Raw genomic sequence first — 6,015 nt, forward strand, 5'->3', positions numbered from 1 at the left:
GGGCGCTTTGGGCGGGCGGGGGGCGAACGGGTTGTTCAGGACCATGGCGGCGGCGACCCGTTCGGGGTGGCGCAGGCTCAGCTCCCACACCAGTTGCGCGCCGAAATCCAGGCCGACGAAGACGGCTTTGTCCGCGCCGATGTCGTCGAGCAGGGCCAGCAGGTCGCCGATGACGGCCTCGTTGGTGTAGGCGGCGGGGTCTTCGGGCGCGTCGGTGCGACCGTATCCGCGCAGGTCGGGCGCGATGGCGCGGTAGCCCGCAGCGGCGAGGGCGTCGAGCTGGCGGTGCCACATGTACCAGGTGTGCGGGAAGCCGTGACAGAAGATCACGGGGAAGCCTTCGCCCGTGTCCGCGACGTGCATGCGGACCTCCCCGGTGTCGATCGTCCGATGCGTCAGTTCCACTCCGCCTCCAATTTCTAGAACACGTTCCTATTTCAAGGTAATGTCCAGAGGTCGTGAGCGAAATACCCAAGATTCTCGCCGGAAAGGTCGCGGTGGTGACCGGGGCCAGCCGCGGCATCGGCAAGGGCATCGCCCTGGAGCTGGGCGCGGCCGGGGCGACCGTGTACGTCACCGGGCGCACCGTCACGGCCGGGCACCTGCCGGGCACGGTGTCGGCCACCGCCGCCGAGATCGACGAGCTCGGCGGGACCGGGATCGCGGTGGTGTGCGATCACCGCGACGACGCCGCGGTGGAGAAGGTCTTCGCGCAGGTGCGCGACGAGCAGGGCCGCCTGGACGTGCTGGTCAACAACGTCTACGACGCGCCCGGCTCGGCGCGCTGGATCGGGCGCAAGTTCTGGGACGTGCCGCCCAAGGCGTGGGACGCGGGCTTCGATATCGGGGTGCGATCGCATTACGTGGCAAGTGTTTTCGCCGCGCCGCTGATCATCGAATCCCAAGGCCTGATCGTGTCCGTCTCCTCCCCCGGCGCGGTCCGCCAGATCCACAACGCCGTCTACGGGGTCGGCAAGGCCGCGGTGGATCGGCTCACCGCCGATATGGCCCACGACCTCGAGGGCACCGGCGCGACGGCGGTGTCGATCTGGCCGGGCATCGTGAACACCGAACTGCTGCAAATGGTTCCGCCCGACAAGGACGGCCGCCGCCTGGTCACCCTGCCCGGTGAGGGCACCTTCGACCTGGACGCGGCCGAGACCCCGCGCTTCCCCGGCCGCGCCGTGGTCGCCCTGGCCGCGGACCCGGATCGCCTGGCGCGCACCGGAAAAGCCTGGAAGGTCGCCGACCTGGCCGAGGCCTACGGCTTCACCGACCTCGACGGCCGCGTTCCGCGCGCCGATTAGACATCGAATTACGTTCCCGAAGAACAGGAGTGGACAACCCTATGCGACGCGTTTTCGTCGTCGGCGTGAACATGACGCCGTTCGTCAAGATCGGTTCCCGCGAGTGGACCTACCCGCAGATGGTGGCCGAGGCCGTCAACGGCGCATTGAAGGACGCGGGCGTCACCTACGACCAGGTGCAGCGCGCCGCGGTCGGGTACGTCTTCCAGCCCTCGGCGGCCGGGCAGCGCGCGCTGTACGACATCGGGCAGACCGGTATTCCGATCGTGAACGTGAACAACAACTGCGCCACCGGTTCCACCGCGCTGATGTTCGCCCGCGAATGGGTGGCGGCCGGAATCACCGATGTGGCTCTGGCGGTCGGGTTCGAGCAGATGACCAAGGAGGCGATGGCCGGTCCGGCCACCAAGCCGAAGGTCACCACGGTCGATGCGCACCTGAAGGTCAATCGTGAGCTGTTCGAGTTCTCGGCGGCGCCGATCACCACCCAGTTCTTCGGCAACGCCGCCATCGAGCACATGAAGCGCTACGGCACCACGCCCGAGCAGCTGGCGGCGGTCGCGGTCAAGAACCACGAGCACTCCACGCGAAACCCGTTGGCGCAGTTCCAGGATGCCTACACCCTCGAGCAGGTGCTCGCCGACAAGCCGGTGCACGGGCCGCTGACGCGCTCGCAGTGCTCGCCGATGTCGGACGGCGCGGCGGCGGCGGTCGTGGTGAGCGAGGAGTTCGTCAAGGCCAACGGCCTGGAAGGCCAGGCCATCGAGATCCTGGCCCAGGAGCTGGCCACCGATGACGGCACCTCCTTCTCCACCGGGTCGATGATCGACGTGGTGGGTGCGCCCATGACCCGCGCGGCGTCGTCGAAGGTGTTCTCGCGCGCCGGGATCGGGGTCGCCGATGTCGATGTGATCGAGTTGCACGACTGCTTCTCCATCAACGAGCTCATCACCTACGAGGCGCTGGGCCTGTGCGGGGAGGGCGAATCGGGTGCGCTGGTGGAGTCTGGTGCGACCACCTACGGCGGCACCTGGGTGGTCAACCCGTCGGGCGGGCTCATCTCCAAGGGGCATCCGCTGGGCGCGACCGGGCTGGCCCAGTGCACCGAATTGAGCTGGCAGCTGCGCGGTCTGGCGGGCGAACGCCAGGTCGCCGGGGCGCGCACCGCGCTCGCGCACAACCTCGGCCTGGGTGGCGCGGTCGTCGTCACCCTCTACGGCGCCAACACCCTGTGACACAAGGGGGTTCGGGGCTCAGCGCCCGGATCCCACTCCGGATGGAGGAGGAAAGATGACCAGATTCGATGCCGACACCATGCTGCGGCTGCCCGTGCACAACGGTCACGCCCTGGTGGCGGGCCTCAAGCGGCACAAGAACCGTCCGGTGCTCACCCTGGGCGATCACATCCTCACCGGCGGTGAGGTGTTGGACGGGATGAGCCGCTACATCGACGCCTTCGCCGAGCACGGTGTCACCACGGGCACGCCGGTCGGGGTGCTCGCGCTCAACCGGCCCGAGGTGTTGTTCACCATCGGCGCGGGGCAGATCGTGGGGTCGCGGCGCACCGCGCTGCATCCCATCGGCGGGCTCGATGATCACGCGTATGTGCTTGCCGACGCCGGTATTTCGACGTTGATCCTGGATCCGGTGCCCGCGTTCGTGCAGCGCGCCCGGGAACTGGTCGATATGGTTCCGGCGCTGAACAAGGTGCTGGTGCTAGGTCCGGTGCCCGAATCACTCGCCGATGTGGGCGTGGACATTCTCGCGGCCGCGGACAAGTACGAGCCGCGTGAGGTCAAGGCGGTCGAACTGCTGCCCTCCGATGTCATCTCCATCAGCTACACCGGCGGCACCACCGGCAAGCCCAAGGGTGTCATCGGCACGGCGCTGACCATGAACACCATGACCCAGATCCAGCTCTCGGAGTGGGAGTGGCCGCGGCATCCCAAATTCCTGATCTGCACGCCGCTCTCGCATGCGGGTGCGGCGTTCTTTCTGCCGACGGTGCTGCTGGGCGGGCAGTGCGTGGTGCTGCCGCGCTTCGACGCCGGGGAAGTGCTGAAGGCGATCGAGGAGCACCGGATCTCGGCGACCATGCTGGTGCCGTCGATGCTGTACGCGTTGCTGGATCACCCGGATTCGCGCACCCGTGACCTGTCCTCGCTGGAGACGGTCTACTACGGGGCGGCCGCGATCGATCCGAATCGGTTGCAGGAGGCCATCGATCGGTTCGGGCCGATCTTCGCGCAGTATTTCGGGCAGTCCGAGGCGCCGATGGCGATCAGCTACCTGGCCAAGGACGAGCACGACAAGGAGCGGCTGTCCTCGTGCGGGCGGCCCTCGACCGCGGTGCGGGTGGCGCTGCTGGACTCCGAGGACAAGGAGGTGCCGCAGGGTGAGGTCGGCGAGATCTGCGTCTCGGGACCGCTGTTGGCGGGCGGCTACCTGAATCTGCCGGAGGTGACCGCGGATACGTTCAAGAACGGCTGGCTGCGCACCGGTGATCTGGCGCGCCAGGACGAGGACGGGTTCCTGTTCATCGTCGGCCGGTCCAAGGACATGGTTGTCACCGGCGGGTTCAATGTGTTCCCGCGTGAGGTGGAAGACGTTGTCTCCGAACATCCGAAGGTGCTCACCGTCGCGGTCGTGGGTGTGCCCGACGCGCATTGGGGTGAGGCCGTGACCGCCGTGCTGGTGCTGGATCCGGATACCGCCGCCGATCCGGCCGCGGTCGAGGTGGTGACCGCGGAGATCCAGGCCGCGGTCAAGCAGCGCAAGGGGTCGGTGCAGGTGCCCAAGCATGTTCTCGTGATCGACGAGCTGCCACTGACCGGATTGGGTAAGCCGGACAAGAAGGCGATCCGGGTGCTGGCCGCGGAACGGTTGGGCCTGGCCTGATTTCGGGTCGGGGGCGCTCGGCTAGGCGAACTTGCGGGTTCGCAGCAGCCGGGCGCCCCTGCGCATGCTCGCCATCCCGGTCTCGATGACCGCGCGGGTCACGAAGTGCCCCAACGCCGTGGCCACGAACACGGCGGTGATCAACACCGGCGCCCAGCTCCAGCTCAGCGCCAGCAGCATGCGGTCGAAGGTGCCGCGCGGCTGCACCACCGGCTCCCAGCTGTTCAACCGCACCCAGCGGCCCAGGAAAACGCCTATCGCGCACAGCAAATGGACGGTCAGGGTGGCCGGGGTGCGCCACGCGCCCAGCCCGCGCGCCTCCAGGAAGCGGCCCAGCTCGGCCAGCACCAGGTAGTAGGCGACGAAGCCCGAGGCGATGAACACCGCGTACACCGGCAGGATGGTCGTCACCACCGGTCCGTTGCCCGCGGCGCGGATATCGTCGCGCAGGTGCACCAGATCGGTCACCACATAGGGCGCGTTCGGCAGGAACAGCAGCAACAGCACCGCGCCGCCCCACCAGATCGGCGAAATCGGTAGTCGCCGTTCGTCATCGCGCGCGCCGCGGAACACCAGCAGCGCCAAAGCCACCGGGATCCACGCCAATACGCTGTTCCACACCATCCAGAACAGATTCCGGTCCAGCACCCCCGCAAGGCTCGGCGCGACCGTCTTCACCGGGTCCATCCGTTCATGATGCCCATCGCGGCGCGACACGTCATGCGAGTTCGCGACACCGTTCGGGAACGAACCCGGCAACACGCCCGCCACCGACGCGCCCGCGCGGTCGGGGAAAGACTTGTCGACAGGTGGCGACCAGCTGTTTTACGATCGTATTATGCGGCCGTGGGATATGAGATTCCCGAGTGGGCCCTCGACGTCGCGGCCCGGCTCGGCATCGCACCCGAGGAGATCATGCGGGTCCTGACCGGCCCGGGCCGGCGCTGGCCGCGACCGGTGCGCGGGACGGGCGGGCTGCCTGCCCTGATGATCCTCGGCCGGACCGGTTCCGGGCTGCCGCTGGCGGTGGTGGTGCGTCCGCTGTCGCAGTGGGACCAGCAGGTCATCGGCGTCCGGCCGGTGACCGGACGGCTTCTCGCCCAGTTCGAACAATGGGAGGCGGACCATGAATGACTATCCGGACAAGGGATACCCGCACACGGCCGACGAGGCCCGCGACTTCCTCGACAACCTGACCTTCGACGAGGGCGCCCCCGAACCCGACCTCCCCGGCGCCGACACCCCCGTCACGGTGCTGCGCACCGTCCGGCTCCCCTACGCCATGGACCAGCGCATCCGCGCCGAGGCCGACCACCGCGGCATGAGCATGTCCGACCTGATCCGCGACTTCCTCACCATCGAGCTGGCCGCCCTCGACGACGACACCCCCATCAGCCGCGCCGACGCCCGCCGCGCCCTGTCCGCCGCCCTGGCGAATCTGTCCCCGGTGCACCGCAATTCGCGCTGACCGCTGCGCACACGACGAATCGCCCGGGCACCTTTCCGGGTGCCCGGGCGATCACAGGAGCTTGGGGGCTAAGCGAACTTGATTTCGAGGCCGATCCCCAGAATGGAGATCAGCCAGATCAAGCCGATGAAGATGGTGATGCGGTCGAGGTTCTTCTCAACAACAGTGGAGCCCGACAGGCTCGATTGCACGCCACCACCGAAGAGGCTGGACAGACCTCCGCCCTTGGCGCGGTGCAGCAGCACCAGCAGCACCAGCAGCACGCTGGTGATAACGAGGAGGATATCCAGGAACATCCGCATGGCCGACAGTCTAAGCGGTTGGTACCCCAGTACCCGAATC

Annotated in this window: 8 protein-coding genes; 5 read left to right on the forward strand and 3 right to left on the reverse strand. The window is 68.0% G+C overall.

Features of this window, described 5'->3' with window-relative positions; translation table 11 throughout:
- Window positions 1-405: alpha/beta fold hydrolase (locus ACAM49_RS38185; protein WP_369640397.1), on the reverse strand; the 405-nt coding region annotated here is incomplete at its 3' end.
- A gap of 53 nt (window positions 406-458) precedes the next feature.
- On the opposite strand from ACAM49_RS38185, the gene ACAM49_RS38190 reads away from it, so the two are divergent.
- From ACAM49_RS38190 to fadD8, 3 genes are read left to right on the forward strand one after another with little or no spacing between them, the layout of a single operon-like run.
- Window positions 459-1,307, forward strand: a complete 849-nt coding sequence (locus tag ACAM49_RS38190) for an SDR family NAD(P)-dependent oxidoreductase (protein ID WP_369640398.1) — start codon at window positions 459-461, stop codon at window positions 1,305-1,307.
- A 41-nt stretch (window positions 1,308-1,348) separates the two neighbouring features.
- Entirely contained in the window at window positions 1,349-2,542 is a 1,194-nt protein-coding gene (locus ACAM49_RS38195; protein WP_369640399.1) for a Nonspecific lipid-transfer protein, read from the forward strand.
- Window positions 2,543-2,597: 55 nt separating this feature from the next.
- Window positions 2,598-4,205, forward strand: a complete 1,608-nt coding sequence (gene fadD8 / locus ACAM49_RS38200) for a fatty-acid--CoA ligase FadD8 (protein WP_369640400.1) — start codon at window positions 2,598-2,600, stop codon at window positions 4,203-4,205.
- Between the two features lie 21 nt (window positions 4,206-4,226).
- Here fadD8 and ACAM49_RS38205 read toward each other — a convergent pair whose 3' ends face one another.
- Window positions 4,227-4,892 (reverse strand): DUF1361 domain-containing protein, encoded by a 666-nt coding sequence (locus ACAM49_RS38205; protein ID WP_369640401.1) that lies wholly within the window; start codon window positions 4,890-4,892, stop codon window positions 4,227-4,229.
- A gap of 159 nt (window positions 4,893-5,051) precedes the next feature.
- Between ACAM49_RS38205 and ACAM49_RS38210 the strand changes: the two genes are divergently transcribed.
- Window positions 5,052-5,339 carry a hypothetical protein gene (locus tag ACAM49_RS38210; RefSeq protein ID WP_369640402.1) on the forward strand — a complete coding sequence of 96 codons (288 nt, stop codon included), beginning with the start codon at window positions 5,052-5,054 and terminating at the stop codon, window positions 5,337-5,339.
- Window positions 5,332-5,673 (forward strand): hypothetical protein, encoded by a 342-nt coding sequence (locus ACAM49_RS38215; protein ID WP_369640403.1) that lies wholly within the window; start codon window positions 5,332-5,334, stop codon window positions 5,671-5,673. Before ACAM49_RS38210 ends, ACAM49_RS38215 begins: the two co-directional genes overlap by 8 nt.
- 68 nt (window positions 5,674-5,741) lie before the next feature.
- Here the strand turns inward: ACAM49_RS38215 and secG are convergent, their stop codons facing one another.
- A complete protein-coding gene (gene secG, locus ACAM49_RS38220; protein WP_040809420.1) occupies window positions 5,742-5,975 on the reverse strand; it encodes a preprotein translocase subunit SecG in 234 nt (77 codons plus the stop codon).
- Between the last annotated feature and the right edge of the window lie 40 nt (window positions 5,976-6,015).

Source organism: Nocardia sp. JMUB6875 (assembly GCF_041154655.1).
In the GTDB taxonomy this organism is placed as follows: Bacteria; Actinomycetota; Actinomycetes; order Mycobacteriales; family Mycobacteriaceae; genus Nocardia.